22 protein-coding genes and 1 pseudogene are annotated in these 25674 nt (G+C 42.7%); 15 read left to right on the plus strand and 8 right to left on the minus strand.

Annotation, left to right across the window (positions count from 1 at the left end; genetic code table 11):
* Nucleotides 1-69: 69 nt before the first annotated feature.
* The 4 genes from H9W84_RS05570 to purF all read left to right on the plus strand — a co-directional run bounded on the left by H9W84_RS05570 (nt 70) and on the right by purF (nt 4131).
* Nucleotides 70-582: a DUF4870 family protein gene (locus H9W84_RS05570; protein WP_239742239.1), complete on the plus strand. Its 513-nt coding sequence runs from the start codon at nt 70-72 to the stop codon at nt 580-582.
* Between the two features lie 278 nt (nt 583-860).
* Complete coding sequence (locus tag H9W84_RS05575; protein ID WP_239742241.1) at nt 861-1904, plus strand: quinone-dependent dihydroorotate dehydrogenase; 1044 nt, start codon at nt 861-863, stop codon at nt 1902-1904.
* Nucleotides 1905-1928: 24 nt separating this feature from the next.
* A complete protein-coding gene (locus H9W84_RS05580) occupies nt 1929-2435 on the plus strand; it encodes a CvpA family protein (RefSeq protein ID WP_239742244.1) in 507 nt (168 codons plus the stop codon).
* Nucleotides 2436-2595: 160 nt separating this feature from the next.
* Complete coding sequence (gene purF, locus H9W84_RS05585; protein ID WP_100269943.1) at nt 2596-4131, plus strand: amidophosphoribosyltransferase; 1536 nt, start codon at nt 2596-2598, stop codon at nt 4129-4131.
* Between the two features lie 43 nt (nt 4132-4174).
* Here the strand turns inward: purF and H9W84_RS05590 are convergent, their stop codons facing one another.
* The 5 genes from H9W84_RS05590 to yajC all read right to left on the minus strand — a co-directional run bounded on the left by H9W84_RS05590 (nt 4175) and on the right by yajC (nt 9053).
* A complete protein-coding gene (locus H9W84_RS05590; protein WP_101963715.1) occupies nt 4175-4558 on the minus strand; it encodes an AzlD domain-containing protein in 384 nt (127 codons plus the stop codon).
* A 61-nt stretch (nt 4559-4619) separates the two neighbouring features.
* Nucleotides 4620-5327 (minus strand): AzlC family ABC transporter permease, encoded by a 708-nt coding sequence (locus tag H9W84_RS05595; RefSeq protein ID WP_239742246.1) that lies wholly within the window; start codon nt 5325-5327, stop codon nt 4620-4622.
* A 70-nt stretch (nt 5328-5397) separates the two neighbouring features.
* The gene (gene secF, locus H9W84_RS05600) at nt 5398-6546 is read right to left on the minus strand and encodes a protein translocase subunit SecF (RefSeq protein ID WP_239743682.1); all 1149 of its coding nucleotides are present in this window, start codon (nt 6544-6546) and stop codon (nt 5398-5400) included.
* A 112-nt stretch (nt 6547-6658) separates the two neighbouring features.
* Nucleotides 6659-8554 carry a protein translocase subunit SecD gene (secD, locus tag H9W84_RS05605; RefSeq protein ID WP_159676258.1) on the minus strand — a complete coding sequence of 632 codons (1896 nt, stop codon included), beginning with the start codon at nt 8552-8554 and terminating at the stop codon, nt 6659-6661.
* A 154-nt stretch (nt 8555-8708) separates the two neighbouring features.
* Nucleotides 8709-9053, minus strand: a complete 345-nt coding sequence (gene yajC, locus H9W84_RS05610) for a preprotein translocase subunit YajC (RefSeq protein WP_081454568.1) — start codon at nt 9051-9053, stop codon at nt 8709-8711.
* A 346-nt stretch (nt 9054-9399) separates the two neighbouring features.
* On the opposite strand from yajC, the gene H9W84_RS05615 reads away from it, so the two are divergent.
* Nucleotides 9400-9909: a hypothetical protein gene (locus H9W84_RS05615; protein WP_076776141.1), complete on the plus strand. Its 510-nt coding sequence runs from the start codon at nt 9400-9402 to the stop codon at nt 9907-9909.
* 227 nt (nt 9910-10136) lie between these two features.
* On the plus strand, nt 10137-13166 hold the full coding sequence (locus H9W84_RS05620; protein ID WP_239742248.1) for a LysM peptidoglycan-binding domain-containing protein: 3030 nt from the start codon (nt 10137-10139) through the stop codon (nt 13164-13166).
* A 161-nt stretch (nt 13167-13327) separates the two neighbouring features.
* Here the strand turns inward: H9W84_RS05620 and H9W84_RS05625 are convergent, their stop codons facing one another.
* Entirely contained in the window at nt 13328-13600 is a 273-nt protein-coding gene (locus tag H9W84_RS05625) for an HU family DNA-binding protein (protein WP_099808014.1), read from the minus strand.
* 448 nt (nt 13601-14048) lie between these two features.
* Here H9W84_RS05625 and H9W84_RS05630 point away from each other — a divergent pair, with 448 nt between their 5' ends.
* The 8 genes and pseudogenes from H9W84_RS05630 to fdx all read left to right on the plus strand — a co-directional run bounded on the left by H9W84_RS05630 (nt 14049) and on the right by fdx (nt 20863).
* Nucleotides 14049-14711 (plus strand): hypothetical protein, encoded by a 663-nt coding sequence (locus H9W84_RS05630; protein WP_239742250.1) that lies wholly within the window; start codon nt 14049-14051, stop codon nt 14709-14711.
* A 224-nt stretch (nt 14712-14935) separates the two neighbouring features.
* Nucleotides 14936-15367, plus strand: a pseudogene (locus H9W84_RS05635) (Rrf2 family transcriptional regulator); the annotation flags it as partial.
* A 179-nt stretch (nt 15368-15546) separates the two neighbouring features.
* Nucleotides 15547-16764, plus strand: coding sequence for an IscS subfamily cysteine desulfurase (locus H9W84_RS05640; RefSeq protein WP_239742252.1), 1218 nt, complete (start codon nt 15547-15549; stop codon nt 16762-16764).
* A gap of 97 nt (nt 16765-16861) precedes the next feature.
* Nucleotides 16862-17245: a Fe-S cluster assembly scaffold IscU gene (gene iscU / locus H9W84_RS05645; RefSeq protein ID WP_100269949.1), complete on the plus strand. Its 384-nt coding sequence runs from the start codon at nt 16862-16864 to the stop codon at nt 17243-17245.
* Between the two features lie 85 nt (nt 17246-17330).
* Nucleotides 17331-17672, plus strand: a complete 342-nt coding sequence (gene iscA, locus H9W84_RS05650; protein WP_239742253.1) for an iron-sulfur cluster assembly protein IscA — start codon at nt 17331-17333, stop codon at nt 17670-17672.
* A 51-nt stretch (nt 17673-17723) separates the two neighbouring features.
* Complete coding sequence (locus H9W84_RS05655; RefSeq protein WP_239742255.1) at nt 17724-18356, plus strand: Fe-S protein assembly co-chaperone HscB; 633 nt, start codon at nt 17724-17726, stop codon at nt 18354-18356.
* 176 nt (nt 18357-18532) lie between these two features.
* On the plus strand, nt 18533-20485 hold the full coding sequence (gene hscA / locus H9W84_RS05660; protein WP_239742256.1) for a Fe-S protein assembly chaperone HscA: 1953 nt from the start codon (nt 18533-18535) through the stop codon (nt 20483-20485).
* A 39-nt stretch (nt 20486-20524) separates the two neighbouring features.
* On the plus strand, nt 20525-20863 hold the full coding sequence (gene fdx, locus H9W84_RS05665; protein ID WP_036597564.1) for an ISC system 2Fe-2S type ferredoxin: 339 nt from the start codon (nt 20525-20527) through the stop codon (nt 20861-20863).
* Between the two features lie 131 nt (nt 20864-20994).
* Here fdx and H9W84_RS05670 read toward each other — a convergent pair whose 3' ends face one another.
* Both H9W84_RS05670 and H9W84_RS05675 read right to left on the minus strand, forming a co-directional pair.
* Nucleotides 20995-22863 carry a SurA N-terminal domain-containing protein gene (locus tag H9W84_RS05670; RefSeq protein WP_239742259.1) on the minus strand — a complete coding sequence of 623 codons (1869 nt, stop codon included), beginning with the start codon at nt 22861-22863 and terminating at the stop codon, nt 20995-20997.
* A 193-nt stretch (nt 22864-23056) separates the two neighbouring features.
* Nucleotides 23057-24748: an ATPase gene (locus H9W84_RS05675; protein WP_239742261.1), complete on the minus strand. Its 1692-nt coding sequence runs from the start codon at nt 24746-24748 to the stop codon at nt 23057-23059.
* Nucleotides 24749-24970: 222 nt separating this feature from the next.
* Here H9W84_RS05675 and H9W84_RS05680 point away from each other — a divergent pair, with 222 nt between their 5' ends.
* Entirely contained in the window at nt 24971-25669 is a 699-nt protein-coding gene (locus H9W84_RS05680) for a DUF8198 family protein (protein WP_007116680.1), read from the plus strand.
* Nucleotides 25670-25674: the final 5 nt, after the last annotated feature.

Consider the following 25674-nt stretch of genomic DNA (forward strand, 5'->3'; position numbering starts at 1 on the left):
ATAAAAATCAATTGAAATTCTATACTACGACCCGATAAAAAAAGTAATAATCATTGATGGAAAATTATAATGAACCTAGAAAAACCAACAGACTCTCATACACCTGACACAGCCAACCCACAATTTGGTAGTGGGGCGAATGGTTATCCATCAGCGTTACCGCAATACACACAGCTTAGTCAAAACTTACCGGTGACCCAAAGCCAAGTCAGTTATAACCACATTACTTATGCGTTGGCGCTGTTTAGTTATTTTACCGCGGGTCTGACTTGGATTATTCCGATTGTGATGAATTATTTAAAGCGCGATGAGGCTAGAAACACGTGGCTTTATAGTCACTTTGACTGGCAAATCAAAACGTTTTGGTACAGTATATTTTTTTGGGTGATTGGTTTTGTCATGGTGATTTTTGCAACGGGTGGGCTATTTTTTGGCGCTGCCGTTGATAGCAATCATACAATGGGTGGTAGCTTTATTGTCGGTGCTTTAGGCGGCCTGATAATCGTCGCCACAGTCTTATGGCATCTGTATCGCATTATTCGCGGTTGGATTGCCTTGTCTAATGGTCGAGCCGTGCCTTAGCCTTCGATTAAAAGACGTTAAAAGCTAAATCCTGCAATCTATATTCTAAATACTCTGGGTTAATAGCTGATATGGTAGTTAATATAGCAGTGAAGGCAAAGAAAATTGCAGGTGTTTATTTAGCCTCAACACTGATATAATAGCTTCTCTGATTTTGACGAGGTAGTCTAGACAGCGCGTCAACGGCTGCTATCTCTCAAGCTAAATAGGTTAGTTCTGCTTGTATAAAGGGCAGAGTCAATTAGATTCACCCATGCAATGTGAGTGCTTATTCAACTATGTATGCCTTTCTTCGTCCGTTCTTATTTAATACCGATCCTGAAAAAGCCCACGAAATCACGTTATCGTTACTCGAAAGATCGCAAAAATTTGGCATGCTCGGGTTTTTGTACGGTAAGCAAGAACTAATAACCGAATGTATGGGGTTAACCTTTACCAATCCGGTTGGTTTGGCAGCAGGGCTTGATAAAAACGGCGAATATATCGATGCGTTAGCGGCGTTGGGTTTTGGCTACATCGAAATTGGTACGATTACCCCAAAACCACAGCCTGGCAACGACAAACCCCGTCTATTTCGTATCAAAGAAGCCCATGCCATTATCAATCGCATGGGATTTAATAATAAAGGCGTCGATTATCTCATCGAGCAAGTTAAGCGTGCAAAATATCAAGGCATTTTGGGTATTAATATTGGCAAAAATGCCAGCACGCCGGTTGAAAATGCCCTAGATGACTATATTTATTGTCTAGAGCGAGTGTATCCTTACGCGTCTTATATTACGGTGAATATCTCCTCTCCCAATACCAAAAACCTGCGCGACCTGCAAAGTGGTGATGCGCTCACGGCGCTGCTTGATGGTATCAAATCACGTCACAGCCAACTGGCTAGCCAACATCAGTATTATGTACCATTGGTACTGAAAGTTGCCCCAGATTTGGAAGAAGACCAAATTGATTATATTGCCAAAGAATTGGTGCGTTTTGATATTGATGGGCTGATTACCACCAATACCACCTTAAGCCGCAATGGGGTAGAAGACTACAAAACCAGTCAAGAAGCAGGCGGGCTATCAGGTCGACCACTCAGTCACCGTAGTACCCAAGTTCTTGAGCAGTTTGCCGAACGCTTACCGAGCTCAGTTGCGCTTATTGGTGTAGGCGGTATTGACAATGGTCAACGTGCGGTTAAAAAGATTGAAGCAGGTGCGGATTTGATTCAGCTCTATAGTGGTTTGATTTATGAAGGACCTGAGCTTATTCAAACCTGTGTTGAAGCCATTGACGGTTATCGTCTAAGCCAACATTCACCCTCTAATTTGTAAATCCCATGATACGAGCTTGACCCGATGACTTTGTTAGATATGGTAGTGTTGTTTGTATTGTTTATCGGGTTGTGGCAGGGATTTAATAATGGCTTGATGCGCTCACTGGTGGGCATGTTTGGTTGGCTATTGGCGCTGCTGCTAGCCAGTTATTTGGCAAAACCTTTAGCGCCGTTTTTTGTGTCATTCACTGGCTCAACTGGCCTTAGTATCATTGCGGCATTCTTGGCAATTGGCTTATTTGTCATCGTGGGACTGCAAATCGTATTATGGGTGATGAGTAAAACCTTGCAGGGGCTTAGACTGAGTATCGTAGATAAATTGGCGGGCGCGGGGTTTGGCTTGGTCAAAAATTTGGTCATTGTGTTGATGTTGCTGAGTTTATTGGCGCCTTTTGTCGGTCAACGTGACTTTTGGCAGCAGTCTAAGTTTGCCAATGCGCTACTGCCACTGGCACCTTTTGCAAAGCAAATCACCCAACAGCTTGCTACCACGCTCGGTAAAACCGCTACCGATAAAATAGGTCAATAGTGGGGCAAATGGGCAATAGCATTGGTAAGTTTGACTGACGGCTAAAGTATTGTCAGCCGGCAAAAAAGTTAGTTTCATTCAATTTTCATCAGGTCTCATTTCATCAGGTCTCTTTTCATCAGGTTTTAGAGCCATCGGTGAAAAATCAAAGGGGTAAAATATGTGTGGAGTTGTTGGTATAGCCGCTCACAGTGAAGTTAATCAAATGCTATACGATGCGCTGACTATGCTGCAGCATCGTGGGCAAGATGCCGCAGGTATTGTGACATGTCAAGATGGCCGTCTGTTTTTGCGTAAAGAAAATGGCATGGTGCGCGATGTGTTCATGACCCGTCATATGATGCGTCTTGTCGGTCACCAAGGCATCGGGCATGTACGCTACCCAACGGCTGGTACGTCTAGCAGTGCGGAAGCGCAGCCTTTTTATGTTAATTCGCCGTATGGTATTACCTTAGCGCATAATGGTAATTTGACCAACGCCGAAGAGATTGCCAAAGAACTGTTTATGGAGGATATGCGCCATATAAACACCGATTCTGATTCAGAAGTTTTGCTCAATGTGCTAGCGCATGAAATGCAAAAACTCGGTATCCGGCATCCAAGCCCTGATGATATTTTTGAAGCGATGACATCTGTCTACAAGCGTATCGAAGGCGCGTATGCGGTTGTCGCTATGATTACAGGCTATGGTATTTTGGCATTTCGTGACCCCAATGGCATTCGCCCGCTGATTTTTGGTCAACGATTAGCGGAAAATGGCGGCTTTGAATATATGGTGGCATCTGAGTCAGTTGCGTTAACCGCATTGGGTTTTGATATCGTTCGAGATGTGAAGCCCGGTGAAGCGATTTTTATTGATGAAAACAATAACTTCTTTAGTCGCCAATGTGTCGAAGCCAAAGAGTTTAGACCTTGCATTTTTGAATACGTCTATTTTGCCCGCCCAGATTCGATTATTGATAATATTTCTGTCTATAAAGCGCGTATGCGTATGGGCGAGACTTTGGCGCAGAAAATCATCAAAGAATGGGGCGAAGATCACGGGATTGATGTGGTTATCCCTATTCCCGATACCTCACGAACTTCTGCGATGGAGCTTGCTCAGCATCTAGGCGTAAAATACCGTGAAGGTTTTATGAAAAATCGCTATATCGGTCGCACCTTTATTATGCCAGGTCAACAGCAGCGCAAAAAATCGGTACGTCAAAAATTAAGCGCGGTGCCGTTTGAATTTAGAAATAAAAACGTCTTGTTGGTCGATGATTCAATTGTACGTGGCACGACCTGTCACGAGATTATCCAAATGGCACGGGATGCAGGCGCCAATAATGTGTATTTTGCCAGTGCCGCGCCACCAGTCAAATATCCCAATGTGTATGGTATTGACATGCCAGCGCGCAATGAACTGATCGCCTCAGGTCATAGTGTGGAAGAAGTGTGTAAAATCATCGGCGCGGACCGTTTGATATTCCAAGATTTGGATGACTTGATTGAAGCGGTACAAGACAAACACAGCGATGCCAAAAAATTTGATTGTTCGGTATTTGATGGCAAATACATCGCCGGTGGTATTGATGAAGATTATTTGGATGAATTACAGCGTAAACGCAGTGATAAAGCCAAACAGAAAAAATCTGGGATACAAGACGGGGCTGATACGCCTGTGGATATCGTCGGGGTGCAAACCGAGGTGTAAAATATCCTTTATAAAAAAAGCCCAAGTAGGGCTTTTTTTATGGCTATTGAAAACCTATCAGATTTAGTAGCCATAAAAACCCGTTAAGGCTAGCAATCCCCACCAGCATACTTAGCAGTAATTGCTTTTTCCAATGATAGCTGAGCAGCACCACTAAAAGCGCCAATATCTCTGCCACAAGTAATGGCGATAAGCCCAGACTCACACTCAGAGCGTTGGGCATAGCCTTGGGCTGCTGCCAATGCAAAGAAGTTAAAATCAACAGCGTCATCACGGATAATGGCAATGCTTTATTCACCGCGAGCAACAAGGGGACATCCAATAATCGCTTTGGCAAAATTATCGGGGTCAAGCGGGTGAGTAAAGTCACCAAAGCCATGGCAAAAGTAGCGGCGACTAAATAAACGTTATCAGGTGGTGTGTTCATAATATTCTAACGATTAATGGATAAATTTTTTGGCGGTTGAGCTGTCAGATAGTTTGAACTGTCAGAGAGCTTGCTGATGAGTGGATTTATTGCTCATCAAAAAATGGATGATAATGAGTGCCAAACTCCCGCAAATCGCTGATAGTAGCAACCAATCGGATGTAAAATAAAACGCCGCTACAAATGCAATGATGGCGATGAAGATGGGGTAATACGCCTTGACCGCTTTAAACTGCTCGTAGGCTAAAATAGCAAACAAGCACACTAACGCAAAATCCAAATGAGGCACCCAATCATTGAGCCCTGCACCCAGCAAAATCCCCAATATGGTACCGATAACCCAATAACACTGATTGAGCAAACTCACAGGTAGTATCAGCCTTTGGCGTTCATTTTCATGAAGGGTGGTTAACACGGAAAAAGTTTCATCGGTTAACGCAAACAAGCAATAAAATCGACTGATAGGATTGGTTGGTAATTGTTTTAACAAAGGAATGGCATAAAAAGCATGGCGCAAATTTATCGCTAAGGTATTGCTGGCGAGGGTTGAGATTCCAACCCCGCCCGCTAACAGCGCAATAGAAGCATATTGCGCCGCACCCGCGTATAACACCACACTAGATAAAATCGCCGCCCATATAGGAAGCTTGGCTGCCACAAACAACACGCCAAAGGCAATCCCTGCGGGGATATAGCCCATTGCCACAGGCAAGCTTACTTTAAACGCCTGTTGCCATAACCCATTTTTCATTAATTCATTTGTCATCATTGCTATTCTTGTTTAAATTTTAGCCATAAAAATACCCTAGCAAGTAGGGTATTTTTGCCGCTCAACCCATTTATTGATTATCTAATACTTTGTTGTCATAGATAGGCGCATTGCGGTCTTCAAAAACCACTTCGTCCTCAACAAATTCTGGTTTGACTTCGACAATAAAGTCTTTGCGCGACATACCGAGCCACAGTGGAATCGCACTGGCAATATACACCGATGAGAAAGTACCTAAAATCAAGCCAATGAGCAATGCTACAGAGAACCAATGTAAGCTTTCGCCGCCAAGCAGCAGCATCGCGACCACCACCAGCAACACTGTTGAAATGGTCATAATAGTACGACGTAGCGTTTCAGTGAGCGATAAATTGACAATTTGCGCTGGGCTAGCACCACGGACACGGCGAAAATTCTCACGGATACGGTCAAAGACGACGATGGTATCGTTAATCGAGTAACCAATCAATGATAACACGGCGGCAAGCACGGTCAAATCAAATGGCCAGCCAAAAAATGCGAAAATACCCACGGTGATAATACTATCATGAAATAACGCCAACACCGCGCCTAAGGCTAATTTGGCTTGGAAGCGCACCATCACGTAAATAAACATACACAGTAATGCCAGTGCCGTTGCCCCCAAGGAGCTGATATAAATCTCATTACCTACTTGACTGCCAACCACGTCAATGTTCTTGATGGTGGCATTGTTGTTGGGTAAATCTAACGCTGTATCAAGAGAGTTTGATAACCCTTCGATTTGTTTTTGCGGGGGCAGGCGTACCAAAATTTCTTTGTTACTGCCCAAATATTGCACCACACTGTCATTGATTTTATGGCTCGCTAGGGCTGACTTAACTTGGGCTTGTTGCACGGGTTGCTCATAAACAACCGTGGCTGACACACCGCCAGTAAAATCTAAGCCTAGGTTTAAACCTTTGGTTAAAATAGCAACCAAACCAAGAATCGTTAAGATGGCGGAAAATATGGCAAAAGGTTTAGCTACCTTTAAAAAATCAATAATACGCCGACCCGCAAAGAATTTTTCACCGCCAAAATCTTCTGCCGAAAATTCAGCAGTGGCAGCATTAGCCACAGCCACCTCAGCGTTTTGGGTTGCAGTATTGGTAGGTTGAGCAGGCTGCTTGACCAAATTTTTATTCACCCCTTTACCATTACGGCGCGGCGTTCTGCGGTGCTGTGTATTTGATGCCATTTCATCGCTACGACGTACACCCAGCTCGGAGAGTTTTTGCTCGGGGTTAATGGGTTCTGAGCCGTCTAAACCGTCTAGATCCTCTAACTTGTCATCATTCATGATTTGCTCCTTAACCAATACTTAGGCGTTTGACAGTTTTGCGGTAGCCATAAGCTAACTGTACCAGTGCACGCGTGACGGTCACTGAGGTGAAGATAGAGCTGGCAATACCAATGGCTAAGGTGACAGCAAAACCTTTAATCGGACCTGTGCCAATCGCAAATAAAATAAATGCGACGATCAAGGTAGTCAGCTGCGCATCAAAAATACTGGTAAATGCGCGGTTGAAACCCGCCACAATCGCAGATTTGGGTCTGGCGCCGTTGGCAAGCTCTTCGCGGATGCGTTCAAATATCAGCACGTTGGCATCCACCGCCATCCCGATGGTTAACACGATACCTGCGATACCCGGCAAGGTTAGGGCAGAACCAATCAATGACATGATGGCTAAAATCATCATTAAGTTAAAAATCAACGCGATATTGGCAATTAAGCCGAATAAACGATAAAATATAATCATAAATAAGAACACGAGTAAGTAGCCGACTTGGGTAGAGAACATACCTTTTTGGATGTTATCTTGCCCCAATGATGGACCAATAGTACGTTCTTCAACAAAATACATGGGCGCCGCTAGCGCACCTGCACGAAGTAACAAAGCCAGCTCTGAGGCTTCTGCATTACTATCTAAGCCCGTGATTTGGAAAGTTGAACCAAAGACCCCTTGAATGGTCGCTTGATTGATAATATGGCTTTCTGCGTAAGGTGTTCTTACTTCTTTATTTTGACCCGTCACTGGGTCTGGCTGAAAGGTGACACGCTGCTTATTTTCAATAAACAGCACCGCCATTTGTTTGCCCACCGATTTTGCTGTGGTATTTTGCATCAAACGACCACCCGCATTATCCAGCGTAATATTTACTTGGGGGCGACCGTTTTGATCCATCCCTGCTTGGGCATCCTGTACGTTTCGACCGGTGACCACAGCTTGACGTTCCAATAAGGTTTTTTGTGGGCTGTCGACTTGACCAAATGAATAGGCTTCAGTGCCTGCAGGCAATACCCCAGAGGGATTGGCTTGGAAGGTATTGTTTTGGTCAGAAACCATACGAAATTCGAGATTGGCGGTACGACCAATGACCCGTTTGGCTTCTGCGGTATCTTGCACCCCCGGTAATTCCACCACAATACGATTGGCACCTTGTGATTGCACCACGGCTTCAGCCACGCCTAGCTCATTAATACGGTTTCGTAAAGTCGTCAAGTTTTGGGTGACCGCATCTTGAGAGATTTGTGAAATCGTCGACTGGGTCAAGGTCATGTTAATCGCTGGACCCCCCGCATTGATGAGCGGTTGTAATTCGTAATTTGTCCCAAAGCGACTACGTAACACATTAATGGCTTGATCACGCGCGGCATTATCGACAAAGTTTAACGTCAGATTATTTTGCCCTGCTTGTAAATTAGTCACGGCAATTTTTTGGTTGCGTAGCTCTGTACGGATATCTCGAGTTAAGTTTTCCAAACGCTGAGAGACGGTTTTGCTCATATCGACTTCTAGTACAAACCGTACACCACCTCGCAAGTCCAACCCTAATTTAATAGGATTGCCACCAATATTACGTAGCCATGCTGGCGTGGTTTGCGCCAAGTTCAGTGCTACCACGTAATTATCGCCAAGCTTTTCTTTTAGCACTTGTTGCGCTTTAAGCTGCGTTTCAGTCGACTCATCACCAATTTTTAACAAAGCTGATTTACCATCAAAACTGTTGTTTTTGGTTGGGATGTTGGCGGCATTTAGGATGGTTTCCGCTTGTTTTAGCACATCATTGGTCAATGTAGTACTAGCGGAAGCCCCCGTGATTTGAACGGCGGGCTTGTCTGGGTAAAGGTTTGGTAGGGCATACAGGGTGCTCAGTAGCAGCACAATGCCGATTAAAAAGTATTTCCAAGCAGGGTAGTGCATAATCTTGACTTCTTAAACTTGATTTTTTTAGGTAACTAGTTGTTCTACTAGGGCTATTAACCGCGATCAACAAGGCAGTACAATATTATAATAGCCAGTTGGCAACTTAACAGAATGCTAGGTCGCCAACCTGACAGGTGAGCTGCATCAGCAATTATTTAAGACTATCAATGGTACCCACAGGCAATACCGAAATGATTGAGGCACGTTGCACCATCACCTCTTGGGTAGTATTTAATGCAACAACCGCATATTCACCTTGAAGCTTTTTGATTTTCCCCATCAAGCCACCGGCAAATACCACTTCATTGCCTTCTTTAATGGCATCAATCATTTGACGATGCTCTTTGTTACGACGGCTTTGTGGTCGGATAATAATGAAGTAAAAAATAGCAAAAAAAGCCAATGGCAATAGCATTTGCATAATGGTGGAAGCACCCGTTCCAGTAGGCGCTGCCGCCGCACCTTCCGCATGGGCAGATTGGATAAATGCTAAAATAGCGGTAAGTAGCATAATTGAAATACCCTTAAATTGAGATTTAGTCATAAAATGGTGATAAAAACAACCTGTAATGATAACCGATTTAGCCAAATTAATAAATGATTAACCCTTGTTTGCTGAAATAATTCAGCGCTGGGAAGATGAACGGTGAGTAGAAAATCCAGCGATTTTGGATGGTTTTTGATGATAAGGTCAAAAATTTTTATCAGTGTCTTTCACTATTTTATGCTTGATTATTAACAATGAAGTAACAATAAAGTTAATGGTTATGCTATGCTTAGTTGTAACAAATTATTTCTTTTAGGGTCAAACAATTGGGTGTTACCAATTGAAGGAAAATCTCATGACTATCACGTTAAATTTTCAACCGATTGATAAAATCCGAAAGCAGGTAAGGTCAAAACTATGGCTAGGTGTAGTCATCGCGACTTCGTTAACCGTCCCAACGCTGGCAAATGCTGAAATTACCCAGCGTGATATCGAGAATTACGGTACTGCGATGGCGGCTGCAGCAAATGCCAAAAGTATTTCGCGCGTTGCAAGCCTAGTAGCAGATGATGCGTTGATATCTGTGTCGCGTAAAGGAAAAACCACGACCTTAAATAAAAGCAATTATCTAAACCTGCTGCAAAACAACTGGTCAAAAGCAACGCGATATGGCTATGATATACAATTAAACAATGTGGTATCTAGCGGTAACCATGCCAAAGCAGATGCGATAACAACAGAAGTTATCGTCGAAAATAACGTAACGACACGTTTAGTAACAACTTCACGTATTACCTTCGCTGAAAGCGGTAACTCAGTGTTATTGTCCAGGGCGATTAGCCAACTTGTGATTGAAAAGCATTAATTTAGTGGTATTAAAAGTGGTGTTAAACAGGGTGGTACAAAAGTTTTGTGCCACTTTTTTTATGGATTCTAGTATAATTTCAGCCAATATTTAATTTCACTGGCTTGAAATCACAGCCGTTTTTTTATTTATAATGTCAAATTTTAGCTTATATTCTTCCATAGTTTTACGCTATGGGATGGGTATATGTCCTACATCTAAATTGCAAAAAAGAGCTAGGAATTATCATGTTGCTTTCGATAAGCCATTCATCAAAAAAAACTATCAAACCGTTAAGTTTAGCTATTTCCTCTATTATTTTGGCAGCCTGTAGCAGTGCGCCAACCAGCACCACCAGTCCAGCGGGTAAACCCATGATTGGATCATCCAGTCACAGCAAAAGCACGGTGCGTAGCGCGCAAGAAAATGCAGCCCTACTGGATATGGATAGTTTGGATGAACTGGAAGGGCTGCTTGAAGCCACCGACATGACTATGGTAGAGAATAACGCTTTGTTGGTTCAGCGCTATGGTAATCTGTGGGATAGACTGCGCGTCAATTTTCGTATGAACTCGAATGTGTACGATCCGCGTATTGAAGCGCAGAAAAGTTGGTTTATTAGTCGTCAAGACTATCTAAACCGCTTAACAGCGCGTGCTAGCCGCTATTTATACTACACAGTGCGCGAAGCTGAGCGTCGCAATATTCCAACGGAACTGGCATTATTGCCTGTGATTGAAAGCTCTTATGACCCCAATGCCAACAGTAACGCATCTGCTGCAGGGTTATGGCAGTTTATTCCAAGTACAGGTCGTATTTATGGGTTGAATCAAACCAGCACCTTTGATGGTCGCCGTGATGTGATTGAGTCAACCCGTGCTGCTTATGACTTTTTGACCGCCTTGTATAACCAGTTTGGTAGTTGGGAGTTGGCATTGGCATCGTACAATGCCGGTCCAGGCCGTGTCCAATCTGCGATTAATTACAATGCCGCGCGCGGGCTACCCACGGATTATTGGTCGCTCAAATTACCTACTGAAACGATGAACTATGTCCCTCGGTTTTTGGCAGTGGCGCAAATTGTCAAAAATCCGAGTACCTACAATGTGTATTTACCCGCAATTGCGAACCGTCAACATTTTAGAAGTGTTCCTGCCAATGTTGGCGTGAGCTTGTATGAAATTAGTAGTTTGACAGGCGTAAGCTACGATGAACTGCGTGCCCTAAATCCTGCGTTAATTGCAGGTACGGTAGATATGTCAGGCCCAAGCCGTATTCTGATTCCCAATGATCTCAATGAATCAATTGACCGTAAAATCACCCAGTTACGGGGTAATGGTTATATGAGTCAGCAAGGTTATTTGGCAAACAATAGTTATGTCACCCCTAAAACTACTACGTCTACTTATAACACACCGCCGACAAACTTTGGCAACCAAACTAGAACCACAACCGCAAGTCAAGGTGATTCGCTCACTGCCGCCCAACAAGCCTATAGCAAAAAAGAAAAAGTTACCTTGCCATCCTCTAGCAGCGACTTGGCGGCGATGGCAACTAGTATGGTTAAAAACCAAACCACGACTTATATCGCCCCCATTCCTAGTACGCCAAGTATCCAAAGCCGTAATACGGTAATCAAAGAACCGCCGATCACCGCCACCGAGCAAAAAATAGTGACCGCTGAAATGCAGTCTAGCAATACACTACCAACGACTTCAGCGATTGTCACTGCCAATAACACCGTTGTGCAAGAACCGCCTTTATCCAATCAAGAGCGTAACTTGATTGCTAAAGAAATCGAACAAACCGCACCACAAGTAGAGCAAGCGATTAACCCTACAGATGGTAATATCAAGCTCAATGCCATTCAAACCCAGCAATCTGTGCTAGAAGCCAAAGGTGAGACCAAAAAACTCACTTACGAAGAACCACCCGTGGTGTTGCCAAAAGAGGTCAAAATTACCCAATCATCGAGTTTAAATGGCAAAGCACCAAGCACGGCGCAAGCAACCACGAGCAAACCTGCCACAGTTAGCAAACCGGCTGCTAAAAAACGTTCGAGCGGCACACGTAGCACCTATCAAGTCAAAGCTGGCGACACCTTGGCAAATATCGCCAGCCGCATGGGCGTAAATTGGCGAGATATCGCTGAATGGAACCAAATTGATCCAAATGCCGCCTTGCTAGCAGGTTCAACACTTTACTTATACAACGCCAAGCCTATCGAACCCAAAGTAGCGGAAGCGCCAAAACGTAAAGCCAATAGCTATATCGTGCAAGCGGGGGATACCTTGACAGGCATCGCCGACAAGTTTGATTTAAATGTCAGTGAGTTAGCAAAATTCAATAATTTGCCTGTAACTTATCAAGTGCGTACCAATCAAAACTTGTGGTTAATTCCAGACAAAATGCCGAAGCCGACCGTGGCACAGCCCGGAGCGCAAAAGCCTGCTCCTACTAGAGCCGAAGTTCAACCGGTATCAAGTCGATATACGGTTCAGACGGGTGATACCTTGTCGGGTATCGCTGATCGATTATCCGTATCGCCCAAAGACATTGCCGATATCAATGGTTTTAACACCAATTATCGGGTGCAAAAAGGGCAAGTCATCATCGTGCCTGTCACAGTTGAAAAGGTCAAATATGCGCTAGCTGGCAAATCGATTAACTACACGGTACGCCCAGGTGATAGCTTAGGTAGCGTCGCCAATAACTTTGATTTAACGGTAGCAGCTTTAGCCAAAGCCAATTATCTAAAACCGACGGCAAATTTAATTCAAGGGCAAAAACTGGTTATTCCTCAGGCAGGATTGGGTACGGTGGCTAGCGTGACAGCGACCCGCGAACCGATGAGCAAGCAGGACTCTGCAAAACCAGAGAGCAAAAAAGAAACAAAAAAAGAGACCAAAACAGCCAAAGATACCCAATCAGAGGATGATAACAAGCCAGCGTCAAAACCAGTAAGCAAATATAGCCGTGGTGATACGCAAAGCTACCAAGTAAAATCTGGTGATAGCCTGACAAACTTGAGTGCAAAATATGGCGTTTCCAAAAGCGAACTTGCCGCCTTAAATAATTTAAAAGGTAATGAGTCGTTATTGATTGGTCAAAACATCAAAATCCCGAAAACCACAACAACCTATAAAGTTAAAGCAGGCGAAGGCTTAATTTCTTTGGCGGGACGCTTTGGCATCAGCCCTAAAGAACTGGCTAGTTTAAATAACTTGTCACCAACGGCGTCGCTAAAAGTGGGTCAAATCATTACGGTGCCAAGATAGGTTAACTATAGTTTATAAAATAAAAAACCACTATGTAAAAATAGTGGTTTTTTACTTAAGTTTTTACTCAGTTTTTATACTTAGTAAGGAAATTATAAGGCAATAAAAAAGCGTATTTAATTAAAAATACGCTTTTTTAGCTATAAAGAGATAAGTGTTAATTAGTTAACGATATCTTTTAAACTTTTGCCTGCTTTAAAGCTTGGGACTTTGCTTGCTGGGATTTGGATTTCTTCTTTAGTTTGTGGGTTACGGCCAGTACGTGCTTGGCGTTCTTTGACACTAAACGTACCAAAGCCAACTAATGACACGGTATCATTGGCTTTCATCGCTTCGCCAATTGTTGCGATAAAGGCATTTAATGCTTCAGTTGATTGGGCTTTAGAAAGGCCACTTTTTTTAGCAATGCTATCAACTAATTCTGACTTATTCATAAGAATATCCTTCAAATTTTTAGGGATGAAAATAAACGTTATATATACAAAGCACACGCTTGGCAATTAATTAGGCTCAAAGCCTTAAGTATCAAGTGCTGCATAAGTAATTATGATTCGATTATAAGTAAACTCCAACGGCTTCACAAGCAGTTTAAGCATAATTTCTGTGCAATTAAGCATTGATTAACGTGTTTTTGCAAAATATAGCGGTTGGCACACCAAACGATAACATTTTATTTCAACAAAAACCGCTAAAAATTGATATATACAGCTATAGTGAATAAAAGTGGCTAAAAATCAATCTCGCAATGATTTCTTGACTAATACTCAGCGCCTGACAGTGTTTTGTACCAGACTTACAATAATTAATGTTATTAATACCCTTTTAAAGTTACACTATCGACAAATTACAAAACCCATATTTGATTAATTTTGTGGAAATTTAATGAACGATAATTTTCAAACTTCGACCAATGCCCCAAGCAATATAGCCACGACAGCGCTCAATGTGGTATTAGTGATTATTGAAACCTTGCTGACCCTGTTGCTACGTTTTGATGCAGATCTTCGTAAGACTGTTTATCCTTTAGCCACGACCAATACTGTCGTTCGTATTCACGCTTATATCCCAAACGTCACTTTTTATGTGACTTTTACCGTTAACGGCATTTTGTTAGACAGTCAATTACAGCCTTCTCAGCAGGTCGATGTGACCATCAATGGCTTTACTTGGCAAATCGCCCAGAATTTATTTACCAACCAGCCCAAAGCCATCGAGCAGCTACAAATCCGCGGCGAAGCACAAAAGATGGCAGAGGTGAAGGCTTTTTTACATCAAATTGGTATCAATCAGCTATTACAAGTCATCACAAAAGCAGTCAAAGGCGATAAAGACAAGCAAAAAGTCAAAAAACCTATCAAAACCGATGCTGACTATAAACAACAAGTCGAGGCACTCAATAGCCAAGTCAACGCCGCAAATCTACAAAAAACAGTGCTTGAAGCACAAATTTTAGAATTAAACAGTAAAAATAAATGGATGAAACGCGCGGCAATCGCATTTTTTGTATTATTCATCATTTGTGCGATTGGTTGGGTAGTAAAATAACACCCATTCTCCTATATTACTTTGATAAAAAATTGCTTTGATAAAAAATCGCTTATCATTGAGTAAATAAATCCGAGAAATAAATAAATCCGAGTGTTTTAGTAAGAATTAATCTTGACTAAAAGACTCGGATTTTCATATAATAGCCATACCAACCATAAAACGTGTTTTCACAGCTTACTGTGCTTGAACGGATTTAAATTTTTAACTTAAGTGGGGCTACTATGCGATTGACAACCCGAGGACGCTATGCAGTGACGGCGCTGCTAGATTTGGCATTGCAAGAGCAAAAACATGAATTGGCTGTGTCATTGTCTGATATCGCAAAACGTCAAGAGATTTCTATTTCTTATCTTGAGCAGTTGTTTTCAAAGCTGCGTAAAAAAGGGTTAGTCGTGAGCACTCGCGGTGCGTCAGGCGGTTACCATATTGCCAAACCCATCAATGAAATCTCGATTATGACCATTATTTCAGCGGTTGATGAGTCGGTGGATGCTAGAGCTTGCGAAGGCAAAGGCAACTGCCAAGACGGCGCCATGTGTTTAACCCATGATTTATGGAATGGATTGTCTGAGCAAATTGAAAACTATTTGTCCACCGTGACACTAGATACACTTATTAATCGTCAAATTATCCGTGAAATTTCTGAGCGTCAAATTTTGATGGTTGAAGACATGCAGGATAAAAATCAGTCTGCGGCAAACCCAATGACAGAAGCACCCGTATTACAACGGGCAAAGCATAGCACCACTAAAGTTAGTAATATTAGTAATAATCATTCATTAGCTGATAACAGCAAAACCTTAAAACAAAATTCTGGGGAGAATTTGTTAGCATGAATAAATTAGTCTATTTAGATTATGCCGCGACCACACCAATTGATGAGCAAGTCGCCCAAAAGATGATGAAGTACATGACTTTTGATGGCGTGTTTGGTAATCCTGCCTCGCGTTCACACGGGTTTGGTTGGCAAGCGGAAGAAGCGGTTGAAACTGCCCGTGAGCAAATCGCAGAATTAATCAACGCCGATTCACGTGAAATTGTCTTTACTTCAGGGGCTACTGAGTCAGACAATTTGGCGATTAAAGGTGCGGCGCAATTTTATAGTGGTAAAGGCAAACACATTATTACCAGTAAAATTGAACATAAAGCCGTGCTAGACGTCTGCCGTGAATTAGAAACAGAAGGTTTTGAAATTACCTATCTAGATCCACAGCCAAAGACAGGTCTGATCACGGTTGACCAAGTTAAAGAGGCTATTCGTGAAGATACTATTTTAGTAAGCCTAATGATGGTGAACAATGAACTTGGCACGTTAACAGATGTCGCAGCGATTGGTGAAATCACCCGTGAAAAAGGTATTATTTTTCATGTCGATGCGGCGCAGGCAGCCGGTAAAACCCCGATTGATTTAGAGCAATTAAAAGTTGATTTGATGAGTTTTTCTGCCCATAAAATTTATGGTCCTAAAGGTATCGGTGCTTTATATGTTCGCCGTAAACCACGTGTGCGTCTAAAATCACAAATGCAAGGTGGTGGTCATGAGCGTGGTATGCGTTCAGGTACTTTGGCAACGCATCAGATTGTGGGGATGGGTGAAGCGTTTGCCATTGCGGGCAAACGTATGGCAGAAGATGAAGCCAGACTGACAAAACTGCGTCAACGTCTGTGGGATGGCTTAAAAGAGCTTGATGAAATTTATCTTAATGGTGATATGAATCACAGCATTCCAAATATCGTCAACATCAGCTTTAACTTTGTAGAAGGCGAATCCTTGATGATGTCATTGAAAGATTTTGCCGTGTCGTCGGGTTCTGCTTGTACGTCAGCGACGCTTGAGCCTTCATATGTATTACGCGCGCTTGGATTGTCAGATGAGCTCGCTCACAGTTCAATTCGTTTTAGTTTGGGTCGCTATACGACCGAAGAAGATGTTGACCATGCGATTGCTGAGATGCGAACTGCGGTTGAAAAATTACGTGCTTTATCACCGCTTTGGGACATGTACCAAGAAGGCGTTGATTTAAATAGTGTGGAATGGAACGAACATTAATTTGTATTAAAAATTAATTTCCATTAAAAATTTATTCAATTTAATAAGTAAAGATTAGTCAGTTACGTTTGACGTAACCAGCCAAAAGGAAAATGAAATGGCCTACAGTGATAAAGTGCTTGACCATTATGAAAATCCACGTAATGTGGGAAACTTAGATAAAGATGCCAAAAATGTCGGTACTGGTATGGTTGGCGCGCCAGCGTGTGGTGATGTGATGCGCTTGCAAATCCAAGTGGGTGATAACGGTATCATTGAAGATGCGCGCTTTAAAACCTATGGTTGTGGTTCAGCCATTGCCTCAAGCTCATTGGTCACAGAATGGCTTAAAGGCAAAACCCTGGATGAAGCTAGCACGATTAAAAACAAAGATATCGCTGAAGAGCTGGCATTGCCACCGGTTAAAGTGCACTGCTCAGTGTTGGCAGAAGATGCCATTAAAGCAGCGATTGAAGATTATAAATCCAAAGCTGAAGCTTGATTGATTTCACGATTGTCACAGTCTTATTGATTCATCCTCAATAAGACTGTGTGAGTCGCTCGAAGTGACTAGCTTGAAGATTGAAATGAATAGATGGGGTAGTAAAGTGATTGAATTATCAAACGATGCAGCTCAACATGTACGAGAGTTTTTGCAAAACCGTGGTCATGGCGAAGGTATCCGCGTAGGTATCCGTACCGCAGGTTGTTCCGGCTTAGCGTATGTACTGGAATTTGTTGATGAGCCAGACCCTAACGATCAACGTTTTGAAAGTAATGGGGTTAGTGTATTTGTCGATCCAAAAAGCTTAGTTTATCTTAATGGTTTGAAAATGGATTTTGTCAAAGAAGGTCTCAATGAAGGCTTTAAATTTAGTAATCCAAACCAAAAAGGTGAGTGTGGCTGTGGTGAATCTTTCACCGTTTAGTTTTTAATATTTTTTGTCAGTATAGTGATGGCTCGGTAGGGGAAATTGAAAATGGTTAATTATTTTGAGTTGATGAATGTACCCCAACACTATCAAATTGATATAGCCAAGCTTCAGCAGACCCTTCGCCAACTTCAATCTAAGTTCCATCCTGATAATAATCTTGATGCGTCTGTAGCTGAGCAACACCTTTCGCTATCTGCTAATACGGATGGTTTTTTGCGTGAATCAGTCGCCAAATTATCCGCACTAAAGCCTGAGCAAGCGTCTGCGATTATTAACGAAGCCTACAATACGCTTAAAAACCCTGATTCTCGCGCGTCACATTTATTGGCACTCAAAGGCATTTCGCAATCTATTAATCAGCCGATTCGTGATTTGGACTTTTTAGACGATGCCATGTCATTTCGTATCGATTTAGACGATGCTGATAGCCAAAGTATTACGCTACTTAGCAAAAAACTTACCGAGTGGCTAAATAATTATCAACTTGCCTTTGACGAAGTTTACCAAAAAATTGATAATTCAGCTGCAGCTGAGGCTAATGATGATGCCTTAACCAAACAGGCGATAGATATCATTCAAAAACTGCAGTTTTTGGTTAAACTGCAAGCAGATGTGGCAAAAACCACCGATGAATTAGCCAAGCAAAATTTTGATAATGATGACGATCTGTACGTGTAAATCATGATTGAAGGGTAAGTCGTCATAGCGTTGGTTAATTTATTTGGTTTATCATATTTTTAATTTATAATACCATCCGTTTTGACTTTCTATAAAGATATAACCTAAGCTAAAGATATAAACTAAGCTAGTTTTATCTTCAAATTATTTTTTCTATTTGTTAATTGGTCCAATATATGTCGTTATTACAAATCGCTGAACCCAATCAAAGTGCCAAGCCCCATGCGCATCGTTTTGCTTTAGGAATTGATTTAGGAACCACGCGTTCAATTGTAGCGGTAGTCCGTTCAGGCGAGCCACAAGTGATTGGCGATAAAGTTAGCGAATGTCAATCCAGTGACAATAACGCCAATGACGACAGTCAAATTGCTAATCAGGTAAAAGGTATCGATTGCCAAAAGCTTTTACCCTCGGTGGTGTATTTTGGCTTAGATGACAATGGCAATCCAGAAACTTTGGTAGGTAGTCAAGCGGAAGCAATGGCAGAGCAAGCGCCAAGCTACACTGTACGCTCGGTCAAACGGTTTATGGGTCGAAGCATCAAGGATATTAAGTTTAATCATCCCTATGAATTAGTCGGCGATGTCGACGTCATGCCAAGTATCCAAACCCCACAAGGTGCCAAAAATCCTGTTGAAGTATCAAGTATCCTGTTAAAACATCTGTATGATCGGGCAAAATTGGCGTTACCTGACAATAGTATTGTGGGTGCGGTGATTACGGTGCCGGCTTATTTTGATGAAGCACAGCGCCAAGCGACTAAGGATGCGGCTAAATTGGCAGGCATTCATGTGATTCGCTTATTAAACGAGCCGACTGCCGCCGCGATGGCGTATGGGCTGAACCAAGCACAAGACGAAGCTTATCATCTCATTTATGATTTGGGTGGGGGCACGTTTGATGTATCAGTGTTAAAGCTCAATCACGGTGTGTATGAAGTGCTGGCAACGGGCGGTAATAGCGCACTGGGTGGCGATGATATTGACCGCCTGATTGCTAATTGGCTGATTCAACAAACAGGCTTGAATCCATCAACCATTGATAACCATCAAAAACAGCTGCTAAACGTACAGGCTCGCACGCTTAAAGAACAGTTGTCAAAAACAGACCAAGTGACTGCCGAGCTTTCAATCAACGGTCAAACTTTTGACATTGTGTTAACCCAAAGCAATCTTCGTCAAATCATCCAGCCTGTGACCGACCGTACATTAGCGGTGTGTGCGCAAGTGCTACGTGATGCTGGACTTGAAACGTCCCAGCTTGATGAAGTGGTGTTGGTAGGTGGTTCGACACGAATGCCATTGATTCAGCAAATCGTAGCAGAAACGTTTAATCAGCCGCCACTGTCACGCATCAATCCCGATGAAGTCGTTGCGTTGGGCGCAGCCAAATATGCCGACCAATTAATCGGACAACAGCAAAATACGGTGTTGCTGCTTGATGTCACGCCTTTATCCTTGGGGCTTGAGACCATGGGTGGTCTTACCGAAGTGATTATTCCGCGTAACACGCCCATTCCTGTGACGCGCAAACAGGTATTTACAACCTATCAAGATAACCAAAATGGTATGATTATCCATGTGGTACAAGGTGAACGCGATACAGTGGCTGACAACCGCTCGTTAGGGCAGTTTAAACTGACTGATATTCCAGCGATGAAAGCAGGGTTGGCGCGTATCGAAGTCACTTTTCAAATTGATGCCAATGGTCAGTTAACCGTCTGGGCTAAAGAGTTGACAACGGGCAAAGCAAGCCAAATTCAAGTCAAGCCGTCTTATGGATTGTCAGAAGATGAGCAGGAAAAACTGCTCAAAGCAGGCTTTGATTTTGCCATGCAAGATCGATTGCAGCGTAGCTTGATTGAAAGTCGAGTAGAAGCAAAACGAGAATTATTGGCGCTAGCATCCGCGCTTGCAGAATTTGGCTTTTTGTTAAGCGATGAGCAGAAAAATACGCTGCAAGCCTCAATGGCTGATGTTCAACAGGCGATTGATGGTGCTGAACAAGCCCAGCTAGAAACAGCGAGCGCGCAGCTAAAAGTTCATAGTGATGATTTTGCTGCACTTATCATGAACCAAGCGGTCAATGAAACCATGAAAGGCACTTCAACCGCGGATTGGTCAAATTAATTTTGAATACATAAGACTATTAATCGTTAAGAGATTGCTATGCCAAAAATTACTGTATTACCGCATCACCAAATTTGCCCTACTGGCGCAGAGATTGAACTCAATGAAGGCGATAATCTATGCCGTGGTTTGCTAGAAAAAGGCGTGAAAATTGAGCATGCTTGTGATATGTCAAAAGCTTGTACTACTTGCCATGTTATCGTGCGAAAAGGGTTTAATAGCTTGGAAGAAATGGACGATATCGAAGCTGATTTGCTGGATCGTGCTTGGGGGCTAGAGCCAGATTCAAGACTGTCTTGCCAAGTTATCATTGAAGATCAAGATTTGACGATTGAAATTCCAAAATATACCATCAATCACGCCTCTGAAAATCATTAATACCAACCAATAAAAAAAGGCTTACTAATCATGGTTAGTAAGCCTTTTTTAATGGCGCTACGTATCGCTAAACACTCGTTATTGCTAGAGCAAGGCGCTGACTCATTCAGCGCATATGTATTCACAGCATATTATGGCGCAGCAGTCTGCGGTTTAACCGTAACCTCAGTGATGGATTTTAGGTATGCTAAATAATCCTCAAACTGAGACTGACCGATATTTTCGCGCACGATTTGGGCAGTCTGTTGTTTGACTTGCGGTGTGATTTGCGCGTTATCATTGGTGATAACACCACCAACAATCACACTCGCACCCGATACAGTAGGCCGCGTCATGACCGCTAGTTGATTGTTAACAGCAGGTTGACTAAATGCCACACCACGCTCGTCATCGCTGAGTTTGCTGTCTTGACGAGTCACAATCCCCAAATCTTGGAATGGGGCACCCGCCGCCGCAATTGAATTGGCTTGTTTGACTTTGGCAGCGATGGCATTGGCCTCTGCCACGGCTAAACTTTTTGCTTTTTCTTCAATAAGTTTGGCTTTAATAACCGGCTCGGCTTCGGCTTGTGTCATGAGTTTGCTGGTGCGGTGATTGGTTGATTGTAACCATACCACTTTATCAGAGACATCTATGCCGACTGACACACTGCCTTCTTGCAGCGCCAGTGGCTCAAATGCTGCCGCTACAATGGCAGGTTGATTGAGAGCAGACGAGTTATTGGTTTTAGGGTAGTTTTTAATCGATTTCGCGGTTAATTTATAGCGATTGGCAAGCTCGGTGATAGTAGCGCCAGCAACTGCGTCATTGTTGATTTTACCAATCAAATCTTGATAGGCGGCTTCACGCTTTTGCGCCATAATTTGTTCGGTTAACACAGGCGTCAAGCTTTCAATGGTTGGTGGAGTTTGACCATTGATTTTTATCAATTTGAATAAATGATAGCCATAGTTGGTTTTGATGGGGCTGGTGACTTGACCGACTTTTAGAGTCTTGATTTGGGTCATGATGGAATCATAATCATTGGGGAACATCGATTGGGTAATTGGACCGATATTACCGCCATCGTTTTTACTGCCTTCATCTTGCGAGTACTGTTTGGCAAGTGCCGCAAAATCCGCTTGGTTGGCATCAAGTTTGCTTTTTAATGAGGTTAAGGTGGCTTGTGCTTGAGCGCCATTCATCAAAATCATTGCCAATTCGTATTCGGTCTGGTTGTTGCTATTTTTCAAATAGGTTTGATACTGTTGCTGCAATTCCTGAGCTGTTGGGGCAGCAACAGGCAGGGCATTTTTATTGAGTTCTAGATAAGTTAAATCCACCATCTCACTAGATTTAAGTGTCGCTTGGTTTTTTTGATAATAACTTGCAATCTCTTGCGGTGTCACTTGCACCTGCGGCGCAAAGCTGTGCCAGTCCAAACGTAGCACTTGCACAGGGCGAGACTCAGACTGCATTGACATAAGTTTATCAATGCTCCCTTGCGCAAAAATCCCTGTATTAATGATACCGCGGCTAAAGGCAGTTACCAACAAGTCTTGACGGACCGAATCAAATAATTGTTCTTTGGTCATGCCGCGACTGGTTAAATAGCTAGCAAACAACTCGTTAGAAAATTTTCCGCTGGCATCTTGAAAGGTTTTTTCTGCCATCAACATTTGGGTGATGGTAGCATCTGACACAGTAAAACCAAGCTGGTTGGCTTGGTTGATAATCAAATAACGGTCAATCAAATTGTGCAGCATTTGCTCACGTAATTTATCGCTATTAAGTAGGCTTGCATCGCCGTTCACTTGCTCTAGCAAGGTTTCGCGGCGATTGTTAATCATGGTTTGCAAGGTAGCATTATCAATATTTAACTCTGCAACTTTGGCGACAGCATTGGGGTCATCTCCGCTACGGACAATTGACTCAAACCCCGTGATGGCTAAAGGAAGTAAAAAAAGAACGAGCAAGGCTTTGCCCATCCAACCTTTTAAAAAATTGCGTAAAGATTCCATATTGCTCACTTGCAGTTTAGATGGATTTATTAAGAATCACTAATCAGGCTAAATAATCAAATCAAACACGATATTATAGGGGAACTGTCCACCAAAATCATTATCTTTCATCAAGTTGGGTAGACAGTTTTAAGATATAGCAAAATAGTAAAAAGGCAGACTGTTAACAATTTATAAATTTTTAGATAACCCGTTATAAATTTTTCGATAGCTCGGAAATAATAGCATCAAGGATTTTGAGTCTCGCGGTATATTTATCATCGGTAGCAATCACATACCAAGGGCGTTTTTTATGGTGAGTCAAATGAATCATGTCGGAAGCGGCTTGCACGTACTCATGCCATTTGGCGCGGTTACGCCAATCGTCATCGGTAATTTTAAACTGCTTATTGGGCGTCTCTTCACGCGCCTTAAAGCGTTTAAGTTCTTCTTCTTCACTGATAGCGAGCCAAAACTTGACCACAATGGCATTGCTCTGTACCAAGTCGTTTTCAAAGCGATTGATTTCGCCATAAGCACGTTGCCAGTCTGCCTCTTTTGCAAAGCCTTCAATACGCTCAACGAGTACCCGACCATACCAACTACGGTCAAAAATGGTCACTCGGCTATTATGTAGGCGTTGTTTAAGTAAGGCGACGCATTTATTGCGTTTGAATTTTTGCGATAAATACACTATATCCACATCTGCCATTTCATCATGGGGCAGGCGCGTCCAAAAACGCCACAGATAGGCGTGTTTTAATTCATCTTCGGTTGGTGCAGAGATAGCGTGGATGGTAAATTCACGCGGGTCGAGTGGGGCAATGATGCGGCGTATCGCACCGCCTTTGCCTGCGGCATCCATACCTTCAAAGACAAAGATGATATGGCGCTGACCTCGCTCACGAATCAGTTCAGCGAGTATATGTTGTTTGCTATGTAGTTGTTTTTTATAATCTGCCTTTGCTAATGCTTGGTTATCGACGCTAACCAACTCATTAATCAGAGGGGTGGGTTTAAAAGGCAGCGGGTTGGGTTTAACAGGATTTTCGTCCGTTTTAAGGTGAACCGATTTATCAGTTTTTGCTCGGTTGTCTTGGTCATCATCGGCTGCAGCTAGTTGGTTCATGGTTTGCAGCGCTGCTAATACAACATTCGCAAATTGGATGTTTGAGGCATCAATATCCTGTCCATCTATGTGGTGCCAGCTTGATTGTAACCCCATCAGTCTGCTGCTAAAGCGTTTGAAACGTTTCACGTCTTTTTTTCGAAACCAATCTAAATGGTACAACTGCTCAGGGTCAGGCTCTTCATCGGTCAAGCGTTTTTTTAGCGTTTTATTATCGACCCAAAACAAGCACTTGACGATATCGGTGTTGTTATTGACCAAATCTTGTTCAAACGCCTCAATATCTTCAATCATTTGCTGTAAGCGCTGTTCATCTATATCATCGCCACAGTCAAACACATAACGAATCAAGTCAGCGTACCAGTTGCCAAAATACACCGCAATCTCACCCTTTCTAGGCAGTTGCCATGTGTGACGTTGCCAAATAGGTTGGTAGCGGCTGGGATGCTGTCCCATAGTGGCGTGAACCTTGATATAGCGTGCGTCCATCCATTCGGTTAGCGCTTTGACCGCTTCGCCTTTGCCCGAATTTTCCATACCATTCACCAAGATTAGTAACCCGCGCGAGTTTTTGCCAGCCCGTTGCTCGCGTAGGGTGGTTTGCTCGGTAATTAAGTCAAAACTTAATTGTGCCTCAAGCGTCGCAGGTGGCGTTTTGTGAGCGTTATCGGTTTTGGCAGATTTGGCAGTGTTATTAGTGGGTGCAGACGCGGCTGTATTATTATTCAAGTTGTTATCTAAGCTATTATCTAAACTGTTGCTATTTTGCGTTGGCATACGACCTTCTTAGGGAAATACCCGAAATTTTGCTAATGACCGCTTCATTTTTTTAAAAGATAGCAGTTATCCTACCGGTGAACAATTTACGATTTGTATTTTTGCTGGATTTACATTAAGGTAATGCGTCACAAAACTTCATTTTACTGTGGGTTTATACAATGGATAAACTGCAGTTTCTCTGTTTTGAATTTAAAAATTTTGCAAAAAAATCGAGGCCCTATGAGCAGCTTAAGCCAATTAGAACAAGATTTAAAACAATTTCGCGCCCTTCCATACCACAGCGATACCCAGTTAGCGCAAAAACTCAGTGAAGTACAAGCCTGGCAACGCGGTCGTATTCATAAAACCCACCAAGCGTTATTTGCCAGCGCCAACAACCAAGCCATGGGGGAATTTTTAATTGACCAACTGTACGGGGGCGAAAAATTCAACGTGCTCGCTGAACAGCTAGAGCGCATGGTGCAAAAGGCTGAAAAATTAGAAAAATTTATCCCTGCCAATGCCGTGAGCACAGGCGCAGCCGGTATCATCGAAGCGATTAACGCTATTAAGCTTGATTTACAGCTTGCTCAATATTTACAAGAGAATCATTTATCCGTGGATGAGCCATCCATGATTAAAGCCTATCAATCCGTCAATGCAGAGTCCGCCAGACGCCAGCAGATTGCTGACCTCAAACAAATGTGCTATCGCACAGACAAATATCTTAAATCATTTATCTTACAAAAAGCATTTTCACTTGCCAAAGGCACAGCGTACAAAAAAGGTTTTCAGCCATTATATGACTTTATCGCTGAAGGTTTTGCTGCCATCAAACCGATTAAAAGTATTGGCGCATTTATTGAGCCATTTTGTGAAAAAGAATTGCAAATCATTACCAATGTGCATGCTGGCAAAGAACATCCCTTTGATGTTTAGTGATA

This window comes from Moraxella tetraodonis (assembly GCF_022359095.1).
GTDB classification, from domain to species: domain Bacteria; phylum Pseudomonadota; class Gammaproteobacteria; order Pseudomonadales; family Moraxellaceae; genus Faucicola; species Faucicola tetraodonis.